We start from the raw sequence: 20,818 nt of genomic DNA, 5'->3' as shown, positions 1-20,818 counted from the left end.
TATTGAAATTGAATAGACGACTTTTTTTAATTTTAAAACTGATACATAATGGCAAATATTACCGCCGCAGACGTAAAAAGATTAAGAGAAGCTACTGGAGCTGGAATGATGGATTGTAAAAAAGCCCTCGTTGAAGCAGAAGGTGATTTTGATAATGCAGTAACTGTACTTCGTAAGAAAGGACAAAAAGTTGCAGAAAAGAGAGCAGATAGAGATTCTTCTGAAGGTGTTGTTGTAGCAAAAATAAATGCAGACAACACTCGTGGCGTTGTTGTATCACTTAACTGTGAGACAGACTTCGTAACAAAGAATGATTCTTTTGTAGAGCTAGCAAATAAAATGGGAGGCATCGCGCTTTCTGTAAATTCTAAAGAAGAAATGCTTGCAGCAGACTTTGACGGAATGACTGTTGCAGATAAGCTTATTGAGCAAACTGGTGTGATAGGTGAGAAAATTGAGATTGGTGGGTATGAAACACTAGAAGCGCCATTTGTAGGTTCTTATGTACACGGTAATAAGATTGGTGCTCTTACAGGTCTTTCTGAAGCTACAGCTAATGCTGAAGAAATTGCTAAGAGTGTATCTATGCAGGTTGCTTCTATGGGAGCGTCTACACTTTCGTACAAAGATTTTGATTCTGCTTTTGTAGCGTCAGAAACAGAAGCACGTATTGCAGCTATCGAAAAAGAAAATATTGAACTTGGACGTCTTGGGAAAACTCAAAAGAACGTACCACAATATATCTCTATGTCACAGCTTACTCCAGAAGTACTAGCAAAAGCTGAGGCTGACATTAAAGAGCAACTTGCCGCTGAAGGGAAACCAGAAAAAATCTGGGATAACATTGTACCTGGAAAAGTAGCTCGTTTTGTTGCAGATAACACAACCTTAGATCACGAGAAAGCATTACTTGATCAACGTTTTATCATGGATGAAAGTAAGAATGTTGCAGAATATGTAGCTTCTAAAGGTAATGCTACTGTTGTTGCATTTAAAAGAGTTTCTTTAGTATAATTACTTACCTCTTTATCAATATCTAAACGCCTCCAATTGGAGGCGTTTTTAGTTTAAAATTAATTTGAAATACCCCAAAGTTTGGAATAAGGCATTACAATGAAATTTAAATTTTCTCAAGAAGTTATCTCTGCCAACCTAAAAATCTCTATAATATCTTCTTCATTATATATTATATTTGCACAATCTTACACTACTATGAAATATAAAAGAATCCTTCTCAAATTATCTGGCGAGGCCTTAATGGGCGATAGACAGTATGGTATAGACCCTCAACGCTTAGCAGAATATGCTGAGGACATTAAAGAGATCATTGACAAAGGTGTAGAAGTAGCCATTGTTATAGGAGGAGGAAATATTTTTCGCGGTGTTGCTGGCGCTTCAAAAGGTATGGATCGCGTGCAGAGTGATCATATGGGAATGCTCGCTACGGTAATTAATGGCCTAGCTTTACAAGATGCTATGGAGCAAAATGGCATCAAAACAAGATTACAATCTGCTATAAAAATAAATGAAGTGGCAGAGCCATTTATACGTCGTAAAGCGATGGCTCACCTCAACAAAGGACGCGTTGTAATATTTGGTGGGGGTACAGGTAATCCCTATTTCACTACAGATAGTGCTGCCGTACTTAGAGCGATAGAAATAGAGGCAGATGTTATCTTAAAAGGCACACGCGTAGATGGGATCTATAATGCTGACCCTGAGAAAGATAAAGAAGCTATCAAGTACGATCATATCTCTTTTGATGACGTGTTGAGAAAGGGACTTAAAGTTATGGACACCACTGCTTTCACATTAAGTCAAGAGAATGAGCTTCCTATTATTGTGTTTGACATGAATAAAAGAGGTAACCTTATGAAGGTTGTTTCTGGAGACGCAGTGGGGACAACCGTAAAGTAATGTCTAAAATTGGATCGATTTTTGTAAACTTGTGACTACAATATTAAACTAATGAACGAAGATTTAAAATTTATCATAGATACAGCTAAGGAAGCAATGGATAATGCCATTACACACTTAGGCAAAAGATTATTAACGATACGTGCTGGTAAAGCAAGCCCTGCAATGTTGCAAGGAGTAATGGTAGATTACTATGGGAGTCCTACACCACTAAGCCAGGTGGCAAATGTTGTTACACCAGACGGAAGAACCATCTCAGTACAACCTTGGGAAAAGAATTTAATCCCAGAAATTGAAAAATCTATTATTAACGCAAACCTTGGTTTCAACCCTATGAATAATGGGGAGAGCATTATAATAAATGTCCCGCCACTTACAGAGGAGCGTCGTAAAGATCTTGTTAAACAAGCTAAAAGTGAAGCAGAAGACTCTAAAGTAGGAGTGCGAAATGACCGAAAGCAAGCAAATAATGATATCAAAAAGGTTGACGACGCCTCTGAAGATGAAAAAGCAAATGCTGAATTAGACATTCAAAAGCTTACGGACGCACATATTAAAAAAATTGAAGATGTCCTTAATACTAAAGAAGCAGAGATTATGACTGTATAATACAGACGTTAAACAAATACAAAAAAAGCGACCTTAGGTCGCTTTTTTAATACATTTACGTCTCAACTGAATGTATGGCAAAGTTCTTTTCTTTTATGTTTTTTTTGCTTAGTGCGTTCTCTTACTCACAGACGTCATCTTCCTCTGCCTCTGAGATTGTAAGTCAAGCTATTGTAAATAGAACTCTGAATGATCCAAGAGAGGTTTTAGACAATTACACCTACAGAGCATACGAAAAGACGGTAATAACAGATAGTCTTAACGGAAGTACTCACAGCTTTTTTTCTGAAAAAGTGAGTAAATTTCAATATACAGATGAAGATCGCTTTACAGAAAAAATTATAGGATATCAGTTAGCTGGATTTGAGAAACCCCGCTATGAAGTGTTTGCTGTAAATGTCCAATCTCGATCTTTTTATGATCACTATTTTGTCATTTTTAATACGAAATATGCAGGTATACTTTCTAAAAGAGGATTAGATAATTACAATTATCAAGTTGTAAGCACAACAGAAGAAGGTGATTATTTAATCGCCTTTTCCCCAAAAAAACCGAAGCGTGTTCCTGGACTTACTGGCCAAATGGTACTCGATAAAAAAACGTATGCCCTTAAGGACATCAACGTTATCATATATGATAAACTGAATATACAACTCAATCAACGCTATACTTATTTAAAAGACGCGCGGGTTTATGTCCCATCAAATAGGGAACTATTTTTAGATAAAGGCAGCGATAATAGAAAATTATCTTTTTTTGGTGGAAGAATATCGATAGGAACCATAGAGACAGAAGTCCTTGAGGATATGGTTAATCGGAAATTCTTAATTTCGACAACAGAAATGACAGGTTATAAAGTAAACCAAGTCATTAATATCCCTTCAACAAATTATGCCATTACATTTGAACCTGAGGCAAACAATAAGAATGAAACATTCTGGCGGTCATATCGTGTAGATTCGCTATCTAACAAAGATGTTCGTAGTTTTTCAGAATTAGAAAAAATAGTTAATGCAGAAAACATTGAACGACGTTTAGGTACCATTAATAATTTTAGTATAGGCTACTTTAGCGTGGAGGCTTTTGATTTTGACCTCACATATCCAGTTAAATTTAACAACTACGAAGGACTACGTTTAGGTCTTGGAGGCGTGACAAATGCTGCATTTTCTGAGAGATTTAGAGTAGAAGGTTATGGAGCTTATGGCTTTAAGGATAAAAATTTTAAATATGGATTAGGTGGCGGGTATTTACTGCACCCAGATACAGGAATGTGGCTTTCTGGAACCTTTAATAGCGATATTGAAGAAGTAGGTAATTTTTCATACCTCACAGACAGACGTGTGTATTCCCTATTTGAACCTCGTCTAGTAAATATAACTCAATTCTATAAACATAGAACTTCACGTGTAAATTTAGAGTATAGGCTCACACCACGAATGCTCACAGAATTTCAAATTTCAAATAGGCGCATCGATCAAGTAAATCCCTATAGATACAATCATAACGGGACAATTATACGTAATTATGATGTTACAGAGGCCACAGCCGCATTTAGGTGGAGTCCCTCTAATAAATACCTAAAAACAGAAAGTGATGTCCTACCCGTTTATGAAGGGTACCCTATTTTTTCTGGACAAATTTCACAAGCTGTTAGAGGGTTAGGAGGTGATTTATCCTTTACGCGATTAGGTGCAAAAGCATATTATCGTTTTGACAGATTAAATAAATCTGCAACAGAATTTTTGGTTGAAGGAAATATTGGATTTGGAGACATTCCACTCACACATCTATTCCATGCGTATCCAAATGCACCCACAAAAGAAACGATCTTACAGCGATTTTCAGTCGCTGGTGTCAATAGTTTTGAAACGATGTACTTTGGTGAGTTTTTTTCTGATAAGCTTATTACAGCCCAAATCAAACACAGACTACGCCCCTTTAATATAAGTCATAATTTTAAACCAGAACTGGTTTTCATTTCGCGCTTTGCAATAGGTGATATAAGTCGGCCTGAAGATCACCTTGACACCAGCTTTGAGTCCTTAAAAAAAGGTTACACAGAGTCTGGTTTTGAAATCAATAAATTACTATTTGGCTTTGGTACTAGCCTCACCTATCGTTATGGAGCCTACCACTTGCCAGATTGGGAAGATAACCTTGCCTTTAAGTTTACATTTAATTTGAAATTGTAAGAACGAATTCTGTACTTATAAGTATGCTTTCGCGAAAGCGAACACAGCTCAAACATACTATTCTTGAAAACAATATCTTTGTACTTTTTAAGATAAGGCAATGGCAAAATTTTTAAGTAGAGGTTTCTGGGAGATTATAGCAAGTATGATCTTACGTAACCGGCTCTTTATTCTACTACTTATTACCGGAATAACTGTTTTTCTTGGATTTCAATGGCAGCATATGCGCTTTACGTATACTGAGGCAAACCTTCTCCCAGATGACCATGAAGTAAATTTAGAATACAATGCTTTTCTAGATAAATTTGGTGAAGAGGGAAATCTAGTTGTCCTAGGCATTCAAAATGACAGCTTGTTTACACCAAAGATGCTATCTGCATGGAATGCACTTTCTTCCCAGATTGCTGAGTCACCCGCTGTAACTCTTACCCTCTCACTTGAGGATCTGAAAGTTTTGAAAAAAATGGAAGATCCCCAGCGTTTTGACCTAGAACCATTTATGAGTAATCGTACACTTACTGCTCAAATTGCTAAAAATTATAAGGAGAAATTATTTAATGATCTCCCGTTTTATAGAGACCTTATTTATAATAAAGAAACTGGAACGGTACGCTCTGCCATTTACCTTGACAAAGCTATAATAAATACTGCAGCTCGAAGAGATTTTATCGTAGAAGACTTAGTTCCTGCAATAAAACAATTTGAAAAAAAATATGGCATTAAGGTGCGTACTAGCGGTATGCCTTACATACGTACACTTAACGCTCAAAATATCGTAGATGAAATTGGTTTATTTGTTGGCGCTGCATTATTAGTAACATCTTTTATTTTCTTCTTTTTCTTTAGGTCTTATAGAGCCACCTTTATATCAATGATTACAGTAATCATAGGTGTGATGTGGGCATTTGGCTTTTTAGGTTTATTGGGTTATGAGATTACTGTGCTCACGGCACTTATCCCTCCTCTTATCATTGTGATTGGAATTCCTAATTGTATATTTCTTATCAATAAATACCAGCAAGAATATAAGAATCATGGTAACCAAGTAAAAGCGCTACAACGTGTCATTACAAAAGTTGGCAATGCTACTTTAATGACTAATATCACAACTGCTTCTGGTTTTGCCACCTTTATTCTTACTGAGAGTTCTCTTCTAAAAGAGTTCGGTGTTGTTGCAAGTATTAATATAATCGCGATTTTCTTATTGTGTTTATTGATCATACCTATCATTTATAGCTACATGTCTCCACCAAAAGACAAACACCTTAAACATTTAGGTAAAAACTGGATGGAAGGTTTTGTGAACTGGATGGAAAAAATGGTACGCAACAGAAGAATCGCCATTTATATCACGAGTGTATTTTTGCTTGCGTTAAGTATCATAGGTATTTATCAAATACGTGTTTCTGGCTCTCTCATTGAGGATATGCCTAAAAAAACAGGTTTCTATAAGGATATTAAATTTTTTGAAGAAGAGTTTGATGGAATTATGCCTTTAGAAATACTCATAGATACTAAGCGTAAGCAAGGTGTTATGAAGCTATCTACTCTCAAGCGCATGGACGAGCTTAGCATCACTATAGAAGAGCAACCTGAGCTCTCTGCACCTATTTCTATCGTTAACTTGGTAAAATATGCAAAGCAAGCCTACTTTAATGGGAATCCTAAATACTACCAACTTCCCACAAGTAATGAGCGAAATTTTATTCTTCCTTACGCAAAAAGCTTTAATAATGAAAAAAATCTTATGGGTGCATATGTAGATAGCACGGGGCAATATGCACGTATCACCACCTTTATGAAAGATGTAGGAACTGATAAAATGGAGCGTGCTGAAGAGAATATCCAACTGAAAATAGATAAACTTTTTCCAAAAGATCGTTATGATGTAACTATGACAGGTAAAGCACTTGTGTTTCAAAAAGGAACTGATTATCTCGTAATGAATCTGGTAATAAGTCTATCACTCGCTATACTCTTAATTGCACTATTTATGGCTTGGATGTTTAAATCTTTGCGCATGATCATCGTATCTCTAGTACCCAACTTGTTACCATTACTTGTTACCGCAGGGATGATGGGTTTTATAGGCGTACCTATCAAACCTTCAACAATTTTGGTTTTTAGTATCGCCTTCGGAATTTCTGTAGATGACACCATACATTTTCTAGCAAAGTATAGACAAGAGCTCAAGGCTAATAAGTGGAAAATAAAAAAATCTGTTTACGGAGCTTTAAGAGAAACAGGAGTGAGTATGTTTTACACATCTATTGTTCTATTTTTTGGTTTTTCGGTCTTTATGATCTCTAGTTTTGGAGGTACTGTAGCTTTGGGAGGTTTAGTAAGCGCTACGCTACTTTTTGCGATGCTTGCTAATTTATTGCTACTTCCTTCATTATTACTTTCATTAGAAAAAGACATTGCAAACAAAGAAACTTTTAAAGAACCCTCACTTCAAATTGTTGAGAGAGATGGTGATGATGATGATGAGCCATCTGATACTAAATCTCAGATATGAAAAAAATCAAAAATTTTGAGGAGATATACTAAATAAAATTCCTGCCGTTTCCAGCAGGAATTGTAGAAACCACCAATATTTCCCCCAAAATTCTCAATGGTTTATTATTCAAATATACTGTTAGTCAGATTTCTATAAAATACCCACTACTGGGTATTTTATAGAAATCTGTCATAAAATTAAAATTACTCAAAGCTTTTTTAGCCACACACAACTCAGCATACAACATTAAACAAATCTCAATTATGAGCGCTTATAAATACTGATGTAGTCTTACTAAAAGAACGTCACATTTGCGGAGGTTTACAATGGTAATTTTTAAAACAACTTTTATATTTGCCTTCTCCCATAAAACGATAAAAAATCATAACAATGACACATACACCAATAGTTGATTTGCTGGAAAGTGAAGCAATTCATCAACAATTTACTGTGAAGGGATGGGTACGATCTTTTCGCGCAAACCAGTTTGTAGCACTTAATGACGGTTCTACCATTAAGAATTTACAGTGTGTTGTTGATTTTGAAAATACAGACCCAGCCTTACTTAAGCGAATTACTGTGGGCGCCGCTGTAGTAATTAAAGGCACCCTTGAGGAAAGCCAAGGGGGTGGACAGCGCGTCGAGATAAAGACTCAGGAAATACAAATTGAAGGTGATGCAGATCCTGAGGAGGTTAAACTTACCATTCTTTCTCCTAAACGTCATAGTCTAGAGAAATTACGTGAGCAAGCACATTTAAGAGTGCGTACAAATACCTTTGGCGCTGTAATGCGTTTACGCTCTAAGCTTTCATTTGCTGTACACGAATATTTTAATAAGAATGGATATTTCTATGCACATACACCTATTATTACAGGGAGTGATGCAGAGGGAGCAGGTGAAATGTTTCGCGTAAGCGCACTAGATCCTGAAAACTTACCTAAAACAGAGGACGGTAAAATAGATTACAGCAAAGATTTCTTTGGGAAGGAAACAAACCTTACTGTTTCTGGCCAATTAGAAGGAGAAACCTATGCACTAGGTCTTGGTAAGATTTATACTTTTGGCCCTACGTTTAGAGCAGAAAATAGTAACACTTCTCGTCACCTTGCAGAATTCTGGATGATTGAACCAGAAATGGCTTTTTGCGACCTGGCTGGCAATATGGATGTGGCAGAAGATTTTATAAAATACGTAATTAACTACGCGTTAGAAAATTGTGAAGATGATCTCGAATTTCTAGAAAACAGATTAATCCAAGAAGATAAAAGTAAACCAGAAGCAGAGCGTGCGCCTATGGCGCTGCGTGACAAGCTTAAATTTATTGTAGAAAATAATTTTAAGCGTGTAAGTTATACAGAAGCAATAGACATCTTACGTAATAGTAAACCTAATAAAAAGAAGAAATTTAAATTCCCTATTAACGAATGGGGGGCAGACTTACAGTCTGAGCATGAACGCTTTTTAGTAGAAAAACACTTTAAACGTCCTGTTATTTTATTTGATTACCCAGCAAATATTAAAGCTTTTTATATGCGTCTCAATGAAGATGGAAAAACCGTGCGTGCTATGGACGTACTTTTCCCTGGCATAGGTGAGATGGTAGGTGGATCTCAACGTGAAGAACGCCTTGATGTTCTTAAAGAGAAAATGAAGGCGCTAGATATTTCAGAAGAAGAGCTTTCTTGGTACCTCGACACTCGTAAATTTGGGACTTGTACTCACAGTGGTTTTGGACTAGGTTTTGAACGTTTAGTACTATTTGTAACTGGCATGACAAATATACGTGACGTAATACCGTATCCTCGTTTTCCTGGTAGTGCAGCGTTTTAATATCAGATTTTTCACCGCTTTCGCGAAAGCGCAACCCCATAAAAAATATCCAAAGTATGTACATACTTTGGATATTTTACTTTCAATAGAACAAGCAAGCGCCTATACCCTCAGAATTTTAAATTGGGTCATTTGCCCCTACCTCAAACTGGTAAATGATGGTATACTTGTAAATTACTATCTTAGAACCATTAATTAACCAATCAAATTAACAATTTTATGAAAACATTAAAACTACTGTCCATTTTAGGTTGCAGTGCATTACTTTTTTTCTCTTGTGAAGAGCTTCCAGATAAAGAAGCCCCACCTACAGAACATCCAGAGGCTATTCCTGCACCCGATAATATTATTACAGTGCAGTCTGCAGATAGTCTTTACAAAACCTACGGCAGGAGCCGTGCACCGTTTATAGAAAATGGAGTAAATGAAGTTTTTGAAGGTCTTGAGAAGCCGTACGAAGCTACACGGTTTGTCACGGCAGATTATGAAAAAATGAAAGCTTATATCGCTTTTATAGATCAAGAATCTAAGGCAGCTGGTGTAAAACCTACAGGATTGCGTATCTACTTTGGGGCTACAAAACCTAAAAAAGGAAAGCCTGGTAGGGAAACTGTGTACATGAATCCAGTAAAACCTTTTAAAGGCATAGAAGGTGATATCTCTTATGCTATACATACAAATCTCGATGGTAAAAAAACCGCGATTACTGTGGGTAGTGTATTAGACAACAAAATCCCAAAAGGAGCTAATCTTATACTGCAGACAGGTGATACACAAAGTCTAGCTGGTGATGAGCTTGGATGGCCACCACCACCAAAACCAAACGATCCAAATGATTATCATTAATAGCTAACATAATCTACCACATGAATACGCTACTATTAATAGCCTATTTAACAGAGCTACTATGTGCAGTAGGAGCTACACTTTATTATAAAAAAATTAAAGAAGCAAATCTTAAGTTTTTTGTAGTCTATTTATGGTATGTATTTATAAACGAGATGGTGATTATTTATTTGAAACAAGCTGGTCTTCTGAACTTCCAATTGGTTAATCTGTATAGCTTTATTACAGTAAACTACGTTTTATGGATTACCTATAAAAAAATTGATATAGACAAATTGAAAAGCACATCAATTACCTTATTTTTCTTGTCTTTGTTGATATTTATAATAGAATTCATTTACAAAGGATCATACGAAGTATGGCTTGTTTCAAAAACTTTAGGACCTTTAATATGTGTAATATCCTTTTCCCTTTATATTAGTAACCAGTTTCAATCTAATATAACTACAAATCCATTTCGGCAACTATTCACCTACTTTTTATTAGGGTTTGCTTTATTTTTTGTAGCATCACCAGTTATATTGGTGGCTAGAACTTTTTATGTTAGTGAAGATTCTACTTCTTTAGGGTTAAGTTATCTAATGGCTATTGTAGTAATACTTATGTACTCCATCTTCTCGCTTGGCTTTATTATAAGTACAAAAGAAGCCTCAAGTAGTGAATTTGAGAATAAGTAATTTTAACTAAGTATCACTCTTGTGAATACATCTCAGTTTTAGGGGCGAATGCCCTATCGGAAAACTCTTACGTATTGAGTATCTTACATTCTCTAAATTAGAGCCCCAAAATGTATTATGATTAGCAGTCAAAATCAAGATAACGGCACTTTATTTATAGTGCTCGTAGCAATCACTATATTGCTATTACTACTTGTTATAGTTATAGTATTGTTTTCTGTGTTTATGAAACGTAAAAACACCTTGTTAATCGAAAAAGAACAAGCAAAAAAAAGATTTGAAAAAGAGATTGCAGAAACACAAATAGAAATTAGAGAAGAGACCTTACGCAATATTAGTTGGGAATTACACGATAACATAGGTCAACTACTTACGCTTGCAAAAATTCAAACTCAAAATTGTGGAGGCAGTCAGAAAGATCTCAACGAAGCAGCCGCAACCATAGGAAAAGGATTGACAGAGATTAGAGCTTTATCTAAGCTCATTAATCCTGAAGCACTCAAGAATATGTCTCTTCCAGAAGCTATTGATCTTGAACTTGAACGGTTTAACCGTATGGCATACCTTATACCCACTTTAGAAATATCTGGTACTCCAATAACCATTGATAAAAAAATTCAAATCATAATTTTTAGAATTTTACAAGAACTGTTTACAAATACTATAAAACACTCTAAAGCAACAAATCTAGACGTGCTTATTGTGTATAAAAACGACACCTTGCACGTTATTATAAAAGATAATGGCGTAGGGTTTGACTATGAAGCAGCGCGTGCAAAAAACGGCATTGGTCTCACTAATATAGAAACGAGAGTAAAATTAATAGGGGCTAACATTGAATATAACTCGCAACTAGGAGAAGGAACTATTATTAACCTTACTTACAAACCACAAACGGTATGAAAAAAATTGTAATAGTAGATGATCATACATTATTAAGTCAGGCAATAAGCAGCTTGGTAAATTCTTTTAACGATTTTGAAGTACTATACACCTGTAAAAATGGACAAGAGTTTATAGATCAAATCCGGTTTGAAAATAAAAGACCTGACATTGTTTTAATGGATGTCAATATGCCTATTATGGATGGCATTGAAACAACAGCTTATCTAAGAGAGAACTTTCCCGAGATGCTAGTACTTGCATTATCTGTAGAAGAAGATGATCACACCATTTTGAAAATGATACGAGCGGGCGCAAAAGGATATTTACTTAAGGACACAGAAAAATCAGTATTAGAAAATGCCTTAAATGAAATTGCTACAAATGGTTATTATCATTCAAATACAGTGAGCCAGCTCCTAGTAAAATCATTAGATGGTCACAATATAGATGCTTTACGAGATCGAGAAATAGAGTTTATTAAGCATGCATGTACAGAGATGACTTATAATGAAATAGCAGAGGTTATGTTTTTAAGCCCTAAGACAGTACAAGGCTATAGAGATAGTGTCTTTGCAAAGCTTCACCTTAAAAACCGCACTGGTTTAGTCATCTATGCACTCAAAAATGGTTTGTTTAAACCATAGAATTAAACTTGTTAATTTTCAGTAAGCTTAAAAAAAGGGAGCCTTCTCCCAAAAGCTTCCTGCTTGCAATCAAACCTTAAATTATTCGACTGGCAAGTTGTTACTTTCAAAATTAGAGTAAAGTTTGAGTGATCTAATTAGAAAATAATGCTAATTCTAGGGGGCAAATGCCCTATATAAGATTATCAAGTTACTGCTTTAGCAACTATGTCGCGCTCATAAAAAATACAATGATCGTTTAGTTTTTACCTTAAAGCGACAACAGATCAGTCTTGTTAAATAAACTGCTGTTCCTTTTTTTATCCATTTCAGTTTATATTCAAATTATGCTTTCGCGAAAGCGTATCGCTTCAATCTAGCGCGTAGTTTTGAGTGCTTATTAGTATCTTTCTCCACACAAAGAATTACAAAGGCTCAAACCAAAATTATATGATCAATCTATCAATCCTTGACTTAACAATAATCATTGCTTTATTTACAGTAATTCTAGGAGTGGGGCTCTATATGGGCCGATCTGCAGGAAAAAGCACCAATCAATTTTTTCTTTCAGGTCGTAATATGCCATGGTGGTTATTAGGCCTTTCTATGGTTGCTACAACATTTTCTACTGATACACCAAATCTTGTAACAGATATCGTACGTACAAATGGGGTTGCTGGTAACTGGGTATGGTGGGCATTTTTAATTACAGGTTTACTTACCGTTTTTGTCTACGCAAAACTATGGAGAAAATCCAATGTAAAAACAGACATCGAATTTTACGAACTTAGATATGGCGGGAAGCCCGCTAGATTTTTAAGAGGATTTAGAGCAATTTACCTCGGTGTGTTTTTTAATATGTTTGCCATGGCTGGTGTAATGCTAGCGGCTATAAAAATAGGTGAAGTGATGCTGGGTCTCGAAGGATGGATCACTATAACAATTGCAGGAGCAATCACACTATTATTTAGTACGATTGGAGGTTTTAAAGGGGTGGTATACACGGACTTTATTTTGTTCTTCGTGGCAATGGCTGGCGCTATAGGTGCTGCTTATTACATCATAAATTTACCAGAAGTAGGTGGTCTTGGAAATCTTGTAGCACATCCCAACGTGGTAGATAAACTTGCATTTATACCCAGTGTAAACGAAAAAGAGCTGCTCATAACACTTTTTATAATTCCCATCGCTGTGCAGTGGTGGAGTAGTTGGTATCCTGGCGGTGAACCTGGTGGTGGTGGTTATGTGGCACAACGTATGCTTGCTGCTAAGGATGAAAGTCACGCTATTGGAGCTACTTTTTTCTTTAATTTTATGCATATCGCATTACGACCATGGCCTTGGATTTTAGTTGCACTTGCATCGCTCATTGTATTCCCAAATTTAGAGAGTATTCAAACGGCCTTTCCTCACATTTCTGACGATAAACTAGGTCAAGATCTCGCATACTCCGCTATGTTAACTAAGTTACCTAGCGGCCTATTAGGAGTAGTTTTGGCATCCTTGGCAGCAGCATTTATGAGTACTATTTCTACGCATCTTAACTGGGGAGCTTCTTATGTTGTAAATGACTTTTATAAAGCACAGGTAAACCCAAAAGCGTCAGAAAATCAACAAGTATACGTCGCGAGACTATCTACTATTATTTTAATGATTATAAGTGCACTTATGGCCTTAGCCCTACAAAATGCGCTACAGTTGTTTAATATCATCATTATGTTTGGGGCTGGTACAGGACTCATATTCATTCTGAGATGGTTTTGGTGGCGCATCAACGCTTGGACAGAAATAAGTGCCATGTTTGCATCTGGAACGCTATCTATGATACTCACTTTTACTCCACTAGGTACATATCTCTTTGGAGAAAATGCCCTTATGCCTGGCTACTATCAATTTCCTTTTATTGTACTTATTACATCTATTATTTGGCTAGTGGTGACCTTTCTTACACAACCAGAAACACAAGCGACACTTACCAGATTTTACAAACGGACTTCCCCAGGAGGTCCTGGCTGGAAAAAAGTGATTGATCAACTATCACCAGAAGACAAAGCAGACATCAGTATTGAATGGAGCGTTCCACAAGGTATACTGGCAATGCTTTTGGGATGTGTTTTTGTATATGGAGCACTCTTTACGACTGGCTATTTTCTATATGGGAATTTAAAAAATGGAAGTATTGCGTTGAGCTTTACAATCATTGCTGGATTTGCCCTATGGACGATATGGAAAAAAATAAAAAAACATATTTCATGATAAAAAAAGTAGTTCTCATTATCTGTATATTTTTTTATTCACAGTTGATAACTGCTCAAGAAACCAGTGAAATTTATGAGCATGCGATAGCTCAAATCAGAGCCACGCAACCAGCTTTTGCAACTACTCAATTTGCAACTGGCAAAAAGACGGTAAGCTTCAGAAATCAAGCCTACGCCTTTTGGTTAGATGGAGAGATCACAAGATTTATAAATCAGCAATTTTCAAACTTCTATGGTGATTTTCTATATAATCCTAGTACCTTAAAATCTTTTAAAAAAGCTGGTGACAAGCAAAGATCAATATATCAACTCTACGTTACTGAAACTGTAGATGACTTATTTATAATAGAATTGCTTTCGCGAAAGCGTAAACAAAGCGCTAAATACCCTGAATTTTATCAAGGAAAAAGCACTTCCTACCTTATTGAAAAAACAGAACAAGGGGTACGGCTATTACACCAACTCCAACCTCAAAATAATTAATCATGTCTAGCTGCCAATCTATATTAAATAATACCTTTTCTAGAATAGCAACCCTTCCAGATAGTGGAGCGGTGGCTTCTTATATTCCGGAACTTGCAAAAGTTTCTCCAGATTATTTTGGGGTTTGCATTACTACAATAGATGGTCACGTACATACCGCTGGTGATGCAAAAACAAAATTTTCAATTCAAAGTATTGCAAAAGTATTATCCTTAAGTTTAGTTCTATCAAAACTAGGAGATGAGCTATGGAAACGTATGGATTTTGAACCCTCTGGCACGGCCTTTAACTCATTAGTACAGCTAGAAACTGAAAATGGTATTCCTAGAAACCCATTAATTAATGCTGGCGCTATTGTGATTTGTGACATTTTATGTGACCTCTTTAAAGATCCAAAACGAGAGTTACTAGACTATTTGAGAATGGTTTCTGGAATTAAAAATCTTGAGTATAGTGAAGCAATTGCTACTTCAGAGAGACTAACGGGCTATCGTAACTATGCGCTTGTTAATTTTATTAAATCATTCGGCAATATTAAAAATGATTGTGATCAAGTCATTGACCTCTATTTTCATCTATGCTCTATAGAAATGACGTGTGAAGAGATCGCCTATACTTTTGGTTTTTTAGCAAACGATGGCAAACAGCTCAATACAGATTACATTATTGTAACTCCTTCACAATCAAAACGTATCAATGCCATCATGCAAACCTGCGGGTTTTATGACGAAGCAGGAGAGTTTGCTTTTAAGGTAGGCTTGCCTGGAAAAAGTGGTGTAGGCGGGGGTATGATTGCCTTATTACCTCATCAATATACGATTGCCACATGGAGTCCAAAATTAAATGCGCATGGTAATTCTTATCGTGGCATGAAATTTATGGAACTTTTTACGGACGAAACACAGGATACCGTTTTTTAAATCTTTTGGCAGCTATGGTGCTGTCTATTTATTTTTCTAAACCTTTGTCGCTCTCAACATCTCACGCTTGCCTGGAGGACCAGGTAATCGTTCTACCTGAAAACCTACGGTTTGCATGGCTCTTCTTGCAGCTCCTTGAGCGCAATAGGTTGTCAAAACACCACTAGGCCTTAAGGCATTAAACATTTTTGTAAAAATCTCTTCTGTCCATAATGTAGGCTGAACCCTTGGGCCAAAGGCATCAAAATAGATTACATCAAAAACCTCGCTATCTGCAATATCTTCAAAGCGCTGCTTGCGCTTCGTAAGCTTAAAATTATCACTAATTTTAGTTTCTTGCTCCCAACTTGCATTGTGTAATTTAGTATAAATCATTTCTGCACTACCGTCTTGCAGCTGTCTGGCATATTCCATAGCTGATGCTTCTTCTAGGGAGACCGGATAGGCTTCTGCACCTACGTAATTGAATGAAACATTATATTTTGCAACTTCATAATAGGTTAGCAATGCATTTAAACCTGTTCCAAAACCCATCTCGAGAATCGCAACTTCTTTTTGTTCTGGAAATTTACCCATATAATGTGAAAGTCCAGTTTCAAGAAAAACATGTCTTGCTTCTTGTATTGCTCCATGCTTGGAATGATACTGTTCATTCCATTCTGGAATGTGTATCGTTTTTGAGCCGTCTGCTGTTGTTATGATTTCTCGCTTCATTATAATAACGTGTTATGAGATACTAAAAAACTCTTTAGCACAACAAAGGGTAGGTTTACACCTACCCTTTGTTGTGCTGGAAGTTTATTAATTATTCTGAGGTAAGTAAGACTCCATCTGCCATAAAACGTAACTCGCGCTGTGGCTCAGTAATGGTAGCAATTTCTTCTTCAGATTCTCCACCATCTTTTGCCATATGACGTAATTCCTTAACAGAGACCTCTTCTAAATATGCTTTTCCTTGAACTATTGCCTGTCCCCCATTTGTATCTGTAGGTACAAAAAAGCCATAATCCTTAAACTTTACAAAAACCTGTTGCTCATCTGTGATGTCTAAACGCATCCAACATCCTTTCTCTGCACACACAGCATTGATAGGAGCTTTAAATTTTAACACAGTAGTATCTCCTTCTTTAAGAGCTGCATATCTTTGAGCTACCTCACTCTTTGTCAAAACATTATCTAAATTAATAGGTTCACCATAGCCTTTTTGACCATTTTCTTGTTCTGGTGTCAATAATTCTTCTTTTTCTGCTTTCCCGAAAGCGTTATCATTCTCATTCTGCGCTTCTTTACAGCTCACTATTGATACTGCTATTAAGAAAATCATTGCTAATATCTTCATAATCATTGCTTTTTGTTTACAACAATGCAAAATTAGATAAATAAAGCGCGTTGAGCATACTAAATTCTTAAATTTGTGATATGGAAACAATATCAACTCTTAAAATAGAAAAGCGTAGTAATAGTAAGATAGGTGACGTAGATTTTAATAATCTTCCTTTTGGGAGTGTATTTACAGATCATATGTTCTCTTGTGAATATGTAAATGGGCAATGGCAACAATCTGAAATTATACCTTACGGACCAATCCCCATGGATCCTGGAGCTAAAGTTTTTCATTACGGACAAGCTGTTTTTGAAGGAATGAAAGCCTTTAAAGATGATAATGGGAAAGTATTTTTATTCCGCCCAGAAGACAACTGGGCTCGTATTAACAAGTCTGCCGCTAGACTAGCGATGCCAGAATTTCCTAAAGAATCTTTTATGGAGGGCCTCAAAGAGCTCTTAAAACTTGATGATGCTTGGATAAAATCAGGTGAAGGCAACTCGCTTTACATACGACCATTTGTAATCGCGACGCAGTCTGGGGTATCTGCATCACCTTCAGATCGCTATAAATTTATTATTATACTTTCACCTGCTCAATCATATTATGCAGGAGAAGTGAATGTCGTATTTGCAGAAAAATACAGTCGTGCAGCAGATGGTGGTGTAGGTTTTGCAAAGGCTGCGGGTAACTACGCTGCACAGTTCTACCCTACAGATCTTGCTAAAAAAGAGGGATATCAACAAATAATCTGGACCGACGCAAGTACGCATGAGTTTCTTGAAGAAGCAGGAACGATGAATGTATTCTTTCGCGTAGGTGATAAATTACTTACAGCTCCCACAAATGATAGAATTTTAGATGGAATCACACGTAAGAGCGTTATTCAACTTGCAAAAGATGCTGGTATTGACGTTGAAGTGAGACAAGTATCTGTAAAAGAAATTGTCGCGGCAGCACAAGCTGGTGAACTTAAAGAAATTTTTGGTGTAGGAACCGCTGCTGTAGTCGTTCCTTTTAAGAGCTTTGGGTATCAGGATGTGAACCATAAACTCAATGCTCCCGAAAATAGCTACGGGTTGAAATTTAAAAAAATGCTAAATGATATACAGTATAACAGAGCAGAGGATAAATACGGCTGGAGGGTTGTTGTAAAGTAAAACGCTAAGAAACGTATACGTTCATACTTTAAAAAATCTCAATTTCTACTTGAAATTGAGATTTTTTTGTTTTCCTTAAAATGGTGCTAAACTCTAAGCTATTTCCAGAACACTACTCACTTTTTTATTAACTTAGAGCCACAAACTAATCATCAGAATTATGGGAAGAGGTAGTGGCCTTAAAATTAGACTATTAATAGGTGTCGCAATTGTAGCCTTTGCGCTTTTTAAAAATTGTAGTAATCGTGAAGAAAATCCCTATACTGGAAAAGTGCAGGCCATCTCTGTCTCTCCAGAAGAGGAAATAGCTATGGGTTTACAATATGCTCCCGAAATGGCAAAACAGCATGGAGGTTTACACCCAGACAAACAACTACAGGCATTTGTTGATCAAGTAGGCAAGAAACTGGTAGACAATACTATGGCAAGGGAAACACCTTATAATTATGAATTTCATCTTTTACGAGATGAGCAAACGGTAAATGCATTTGCATTACCTGGAGGTCAAATTTTTATCACCTATGCCCTACTTTCTAAGCTAGAGAATGAAGATCAAGTCGCTGGCGTATTAGGTCATGAGATAGGCCATGTTTTAGGTAAACATAGCGCCGAGCGTATGGCAAATTCTGATATGTGGCAAACCATTTCTATGGGAGCCGAAGTAGGTGGAGGTGCTGGTGCAGCCGCTGGGTCTATAGGACAAAGTATTCTTATGGGTAATGGCCGCGATGATGAGTTAGAAAGCGATGATCTAGGTGTACGCTTTATGATACGTGCTGGATATGATCCGTATCAAATGATTGGAGTAATGAAAATTCTTAAAGCGGCAAGTGGTGGTAGTAGACAACCAGAATTTGCTAGCACACACCCTGATCCAGAAAATCGTATTGAACAAATAGAAGAGAGTATTCAAAAATACGGTTATACAGGTCCAAAAACCATGTAATAAAACTCTAAGCATAAAAACGATTCCCTACGCAACCGTTTGCGTCAAAACATACTCAAAACCTCGTCTTCACGAGGTTTTGTTTTTATCTTTACTTTTCAACGCTAAAACGATGAATAAAAAAACGATTCTAATGATACTTGATGGATGGGGAATGGCTCCAAACAAAAAAGTGTCTGCTGTAGATCAAGCAAATACGCCTTTTATAGATAGTTTATTTAAAAACTATCCACATGCCCAATTGCTCACACACGGAGAAAATGTAGGTCTTCCTGATGGCCAAATGGGTAATAGCGAAGTAGGCCACATGAACTTAGGTGCTGGAAGAATTGTGTATCAAGATTTTGCAAAAATTAATAAAGCCATAAAAGAAGATTCTCTTAAAGACGAAAAGGTTTTACAAGAGACATTCGCTTTCGCGAAAGCAAATAACAAATCCGTTCATTTTTTAGGATTAGTTTCTGACGGTGGTGTGCATTCTCACATCAACCATCTCAAGGGTCTCATTAAAGCTGCCAAAAACGCTGGTGTCCCCCAATCCTACATTCACGCCTTTACAGATGGACGCGATGTTGACCCAAAATCTGGAAAATCATTCATTGAAGACATAGACACTTTTAGTAAGGAATACAATGCAAAGCTCGCTTCCGTCATAGGTCGCTATTATGCAATGGATAGAGATAATCGCTGGGATCGCGTTGCGCTTGCGTATAATCTTATCGTAAATGGAATAGGAAAAGAGACCTCTAATATTGGTAAGTCTATACAGGAAAGTTACGACCAAGGCACAACAGACGAGTTTCTCAAACCACTCTTCATTACACTTGAGAAGGATCATAAGTCTACAATTCAAGAGGGGGATGTTGTTATCTTTTTTAACTTTAGAACAGACCGTGGTCGGGAATTAACAGAGATGCTATCCCAGAGAGATTTTGAAGAACAGTATACAAAAAAACTTGACCTTCATTATGTAACAATGACTAACTACGATGAGACTTTTGAGAATACGCATGTCATATTTAACAAAGATAATCTTACAGATACCTTAGGAGAAACCCTAGGAAAGGCTGGTAAAAAACAGATACGCATTGCAGAGACTGAAAAATATCCTCACGTTACATTTTTCTTTTCTGGAGGAAGAGAAACACCTTTTGAAGGTGAGTCTAGAATACTCGCTCCATCTCCCAAGGTAGCAACTTATGATCTTCAACCAGAAATGAGTGCATATGAAATAAGGGATAAAATTCTCCCAGAAATTAGTAAAAGCGAGGCCGATTTTATTTGTCTCAATTTTGCAAATCCTGATATGGTTGGACATACAGGAGTTATGGATGCAGCCATTAAAGCCTGTGAAACTGTGGACAGATGTACTCAAGATATCGTTACGGCTGCTATAGATAACGACTATACCGTACTTATTATAGCAGATCATGGGAATGCAGAAGTAATGATAAATCCTGATGGATCACCTAACACGGCACACACTACAAATCCTGTGCCTATACTTCTTATTGACAAAGAATTATCTACTATCAATAACGGAATACTGTCTAATGTGGCTCCTACAATATTGAAATTAATTGGCGTTGAACAACCAAAAGTAATGGATTGCGTACCTTTAATCTAAAAAATAAAACTCACC

18 protein-coding genes are annotated in these 20,818 nt (G+C 36.5%); 16 read left to right on the top strand and 2 right to left on the bottom strand.

The window, feature by feature from the left end; translation table 11 throughout:
• Positions 1–48 precede the first annotated feature (48 nt).
• The 13 genes from tsf (at position 49) to OD90_RS10765 (ending at position 15,746) form a co-directional block, all read left to right on the top strand.
• Positions 49–1,014, top strand: a complete 966-nt coding sequence (gene tsf, locus OD90_RS10825) for a translation elongation factor Ts (protein ID WP_144669184.1) — start codon at positions 49–51, stop codon at positions 1,012–1,014.
• A 198-nt stretch (positions 1,015–1,212) separates the two neighbouring features.
• A complete protein-coding gene (pyrH, locus tag OD90_RS10820; RefSeq protein WP_144669696.1) occupies positions 1,213–1,917 on the top strand; it encodes a UMP kinase in 705 nt (234 codons plus the stop codon).
• 51 nt (positions 1,918–1,968) lie between these two features.
• Entirely contained in the window at positions 1,969–2,526 is a 558-nt protein-coding gene (frr, locus tag OD90_RS10815) for a ribosome recycling factor (RefSeq protein WP_144669183.1), read from the top strand.
• A 74-nt stretch (positions 2,527–2,600) separates the two neighbouring features.
• Positions 2,601–4,721, top strand: coding sequence for a DUF5686 family protein (locus OD90_RS10810; RefSeq protein WP_186434750.1), 2,121 nt, complete (start codon positions 2,601–2,603; stop codon positions 4,719–4,721).
• A 100-nt stretch (positions 4,722–4,821) separates the two neighbouring features.
• Positions 4,822–7,239, top strand: coding sequence for an efflux RND transporter permease subunit (locus OD90_RS10805; protein ID WP_144669182.1), 2,418 nt, complete (start codon positions 4,822–4,824; stop codon positions 7,237–7,239).
• 372 nt (positions 7,240–7,611) lie between these two features.
• Positions 7,612–9,054, top strand: a complete 1,443-nt coding sequence (gene asnS / locus OD90_RS10800) for an asparagine--tRNA ligase (protein ID WP_144669181.1) — start codon at positions 7,612–7,614, stop codon at positions 9,052–9,054.
• 219 nt (positions 9,055–9,273) lie between these two features.
• A complete protein-coding gene (locus tag OD90_RS10795; RefSeq protein ID WP_144669180.1) occupies positions 9,274–9,900 on the top strand; it encodes a hypothetical protein in 627 nt (208 codons plus the stop codon).
• A gap of 20 nt (positions 9,901–9,920) precedes the next feature.
• Positions 9,921–10,577, top strand: coding sequence for a hypothetical protein (locus tag OD90_RS10790; protein ID WP_144669179.1), 657 nt, complete (start codon positions 9,921–9,923; stop codon positions 10,575–10,577).
• Positions 10,578–10,694: 117 nt separating this feature from the next.
• Entirely contained in the window at positions 10,695–11,480 is a 786-nt protein-coding gene (locus tag OD90_RS10785) for a sensor histidine kinase (RefSeq protein WP_144669178.1), read from the top strand.
• Positions 11,477–12,106, top strand: coding sequence for a response regulator transcription factor (locus tag OD90_RS10780; RefSeq protein WP_144669177.1), 630 nt, complete (start codon positions 11,477–11,479; stop codon positions 12,104–12,106). The genes OD90_RS10785 and OD90_RS10780 overlap by 4 nt, the downstream gene beginning before the upstream one ends.
• 429 nt (positions 12,107–12,535) lie before the next feature.
• Entirely contained in the window at positions 12,536–14,341 is a 1,806-nt protein-coding gene (locus OD90_RS10775) for a sodium:solute symporter family protein (protein WP_144669176.1), read from the top strand.
• Positions 14,338–14,826, top strand: a complete 489-nt coding sequence (locus tag OD90_RS10770) for a hypothetical protein (protein WP_144669175.1) — start codon at positions 14,338–14,340, stop codon at positions 14,824–14,826. Before OD90_RS10775 ends, OD90_RS10770 begins: the two co-directional genes overlap by 4 nt.
• A 2-nt stretch (positions 14,827–14,828) precedes the next feature.
• On the top strand, positions 14,829–15,746 hold the full coding sequence (locus tag OD90_RS10765; RefSeq protein ID WP_144669174.1) for a glutaminase: 918 nt from the start codon (positions 14,829–14,831) through the stop codon (positions 15,744–15,746).
• Between the two features lie 36 nt (positions 15,747–15,782).
• On the opposite strand, the gene mnmD is transcribed toward OD90_RS10765, so the two are convergent.
• Both mnmD and OD90_RS10755 read right to left on the bottom strand, forming a co-directional pair.
• Positions 15,783–16,460, bottom strand: coding sequence for a tRNA (5-methylaminomethyl-2-thiouridine)(34)-methyltransferase MnmD (mnmD, locus tag OD90_RS10760; RefSeq protein WP_144669173.1), 678 nt, complete (start codon positions 16,458–16,460; stop codon positions 15,783–15,785).
• Between the two features lie 91 nt (positions 16,461–16,551).
• Positions 16,552–17,085 carry a DUF4920 domain-containing protein gene (locus tag OD90_RS10755; protein ID WP_144669172.1) on the bottom strand — a complete coding sequence of 178 codons (534 nt, stop codon included), beginning with the start codon at positions 17,083–17,085 and terminating at the stop codon, positions 16,552–16,554.
• 80 nt (positions 17,086–17,165) lie between these two features.
• Here OD90_RS10755 and OD90_RS10750 point away from each other — a divergent pair, with 80 nt between their 5' ends.
• From OD90_RS10750 to gpmI, 3 genes are all read left to right on the top strand, one after another.
• Positions 17,166–18,230, top strand: a complete 1,065-nt coding sequence (locus tag OD90_RS10750; protein ID WP_144669171.1) for a branched-chain amino acid aminotransferase — start codon at positions 17,166–17,168, stop codon at positions 18,228–18,230.
• 160 nt (positions 18,231–18,390) lie between these two features.
• Positions 18,391–19,176, top strand: coding sequence for a M48 family metalloprotease (locus tag OD90_RS10745; RefSeq protein ID WP_144669170.1), 786 nt, complete (start codon positions 18,391–18,393; stop codon positions 19,174–19,176).
• Between the two features lie 112 nt (positions 19,177–19,288).
• Positions 19,289–20,803 carry a 2,3-bisphosphoglycerate-independent phosphoglycerate mutase gene (gene gpmI / locus OD90_RS10740; RefSeq protein ID WP_144669169.1) on the top strand — a complete coding sequence of 505 codons (1,515 nt, stop codon included), beginning with the start codon at positions 19,289–19,291 and terminating at the stop codon, positions 20,801–20,803.
• Positions 20,804–20,818: the final 15 nt, after the last annotated feature.

This window comes from Dokdonia sp. Hel_I_53 (genome assembly GCF_007827465.1).
Taxonomy (GTDB): Bacteria; Bacteroidota; Bacteroidia; order Flavobacteriales; family Flavobacteriaceae; genus Dokdonia.
The sequence above is the reverse complement of the archived record's forward strand: the minus strand, read 5'-3'. Positions and strand labels throughout refer to the sequence as shown.

Coding starts and splice junctions, on each gene's coding strand:
- tsf (WP_144669184.1), top strand. CDS start 49: ATGGCAAATATTACCGCCGCAGACGTAAAAAGATTAAGAGAAGCTACT.
- pyrH (WP_144669696.1), top strand. CDS start 1,213: ATGAAATATAAAAGAATCCTTCTCAAATTATCTGGCGAGGCCTTAATG.
- frr (WP_144669183.1), top strand. CDS start 1,969: ATGAACGAAGATTTAAAATTTATCATAGATACAGCTAAGGAAGCAATG.
- OD90_RS10810 (WP_186434750.1), top strand. CDS start 2,601: ATGGCAAAGTTCTTTTCTTTTATGTTTTTTTTGCTTAGTGCGTTCTCT.
- OD90_RS10805 (WP_144669182.1), top strand. CDS start 4,822: ATGGCAAAATTTTTAAGTAGAGGTTTCTGGGAGATTATAGCAAGTATG.
- asnS (WP_144669181.1), top strand. CDS start 7,612: ATGACACATACACCAATAGTTGATTTGCTGGAAAGTGAAGCAATTCAT.
- OD90_RS10795 (WP_144669180.1), top strand. CDS start 9,274: ATGAAAACATTAAAACTACTGTCCATTTTAGGTTGCAGTGCATTACTT.
- OD90_RS10790 (WP_144669179.1), top strand. CDS start 9,921: ATGAATACGCTACTATTAATAGCCTATTTAACAGAGCTACTATGTGCA.
- OD90_RS10785 (WP_144669178.1), top strand. CDS start 10,695: ATGATTAGCAGTCAAAATCAAGATAACGGCACTTTATTTATAGTGCTC.
- OD90_RS10780 (WP_144669177.1), top strand. CDS start 11,477: ATGAAAAAAATTGTAATAGTAGATGATCATACATTATTAAGTCAGGCA.
- OD90_RS10775 (WP_144669176.1), top strand. CDS start 12,536: ATGATCAATCTATCAATCCTTGACTTAACAATAATCATTGCTTTATTT.
- OD90_RS10770 (WP_144669175.1), top strand. CDS start 14,338: ATGATAAAAAAAGTAGTTCTCATTATCTGTATATTTTTTTATTCACAG.
- OD90_RS10765 (WP_144669174.1), top strand. CDS start 14,829: ATGTCTAGCTGCCAATCTATATTAAATAATACCTTTTCTAGAATAGCA.
- mnmD (WP_144669173.1), bottom strand. CDS start 16,460: ATGAAGCGAGAAATCATAACAACAGCAGACGGCTCAAAAACGATACAC.
- OD90_RS10755 (WP_144669172.1), bottom strand. CDS start 17,085: ATGAAGATATTAGCAATGATTTTCTTAATAGCAGTATCAATAGTGAGC.
- OD90_RS10750 (WP_144669171.1), top strand. CDS start 17,166: ATGGAAACAATATCAACTCTTAAAATAGAAAAGCGTAGTAATAGTAAG.
- OD90_RS10745 (WP_144669170.1), top strand. CDS start 18,391: ATGGGAAGAGGTAGTGGCCTTAAAATTAGACTATTAATAGGTGTCGCA.
- gpmI (WP_144669169.1), top strand. CDS start 19,289: ATGAATAAAAAAACGATTCTAATGATACTTGATGGATGGGGAATGGCT.